Source organism: Streptomyces sp. NPDC052012, from assembly GCF_040689265.1.
GTDB lineage: Bacteria > Actinomycetota > Actinomycetes > Streptomycetales > Streptomycetaceae > Streptomyces.
This window is the reverse complement of the sequence record NZ_JBFAXA010000052.1, coordinates 1-1531: the sequence shown is the minus strand read 5'-3', so window position 1 is coordinate 1531 and position 1531 is coordinate 1. Positions and strand designations below refer to the sequence as shown.

1 protein-coding gene and 1 pseudogene are annotated in these 1531 nt (G+C 66.3%); both read left to right on the top strand.

What is annotated here, in order from left to right:
* A pseudogene (locus AB0412_RS35710) lies at positions 1 to 471 on the top strand (alpha-1,4-glucan--maltose-1-phosphate maltosyltransferase); the annotation flags it as partial.
* Positions 468 to 1531, top strand: a 1064-nt coding sequence (locus tag AB0412_RS35705) for an alpha-amylase family glycosyl hydrolase (RefSeq protein WP_366406790.1), incomplete at its 3' end; no start/stop codon positions are given. The pseudogene AB0412_RS35710 and the gene AB0412_RS35705, both read left to right, overlap by 4 nt.

Here is a 1531-nt window from a genome sequence, read left to right as displayed (position 1 = left end):
GAGCTGTGCGAGAACACCCCGCTGCGCGAGGGCAGCGAGGAGTACCTCGACTCGGAGAAGTACCAGCTGCGCCGCCGCGACTGGGACACCGCCGAGCGCGAGGGCCGCACCATCACCCCCCTGATCACCCGGCTCAACACCGTCCGCCGCGAGAACCCGGCCCTGCGGCAGCTGCGCGATCTCCACTTCCACCACGCGGACAAGGACGAGGTCATCGCGTACTCGAAGCGGGCGGGTTCGAACACGGTTCTGGTGGTCGCCAACCTCGACCCCCACCACACCCAGGAGGCCACGGTCTCGTTGGACATGCCGCGACTCGGCCTGGACTGGCACGAGACGGCGCCGGTGCGCGACGAGCTCACCGGCGAGACCTACCACTGGGGCAGGGCCAACTACGTACGTCTCGCGCCGGGCGGAGCGCATGTTCTCATCGTCGGCTCCCCGCGGATCGGAGGGTCACCCACAATATGATCGTCAACGAGCCGGTTCCGGACACCTTCGAGGACACCCCCGCCAAGGACCGGGACCCGGAGTGGTTCAAACGCGCCGTCTTCTACGAGGTGCTGGTCCGCTCCTTCCAGGACAGCAACGGTGACGGCATCGGCGACCTGAAGGGGCTGACCGCCAAGCTCGACTACCTGCAGTGGCTCGGCGTCGACTGCCTGTGGCTGCCGCCCTTCTTCAAGTCCCCGCTGCGCGACGGCGGCTACGACGTCTCCGACTACACCGCCGTTCTGCCCGACTTCGGCGACCTCGCCGACTTCGTCGAGTTCGTGGACGCCGCCCACCAGCGCGGCATGCGCGTGATCATCGACTTCGTCATGAACCACACCAGCGACCAGCACCCCTGGTTCCAGGAGTCGCGCAGAGACCCCGACGGACCCTACGGCGACTACTACGTGTGGGCGGACGACGACAAGCAGTATCAGGACGCGCGGATCATCTTCGTCGACACCGAGGTGTCGAACTGGACGTACGACCCGGTCCGCAAGCAGTACTACTGGCACCGCTTCTTCTCGCACCAGCCGGACCTCAACTACGAGAACCCGGCCGTGCAGGAGGAGATGATCTCCGCGCTGAAGTTCTGGCTGGACCTGGGTATCGACGGCTTCCGGCTGGACGCGGTGCCGTACCTGTACCAGCAGGAGGGCACGAACTGCGAGAACCTGCCGGAGACGCACGAGTTCCTGAAGCGGGTGCGCAAGGAGATCGACGCCCAGTACCCGGACAAGGTGCTGCTGGCGGAGGCCAACCAGTGGCCGGAGGACGTGGTCGACTACTTCGGTGACTACCGGGTGGGCGGCGACGAGTGCCACATGGCGTTCCACTTCCCGGTCATGCCGCGCATCTTCATGGCGGTGCGCCGCGAGTCCCGCTACCCGGTGTCGGAGATCCTGGCGAAGACACCCGCGATTCCCTCGGGTTGCCAGTGGGGGATCTTCCTGCGCAACCACGACGAGCTGACCCTGGAGATGGTCACCGACGAGGAACGCGACTACATGTGGGCGGAGTACGCGAAAGACCCCCGCAT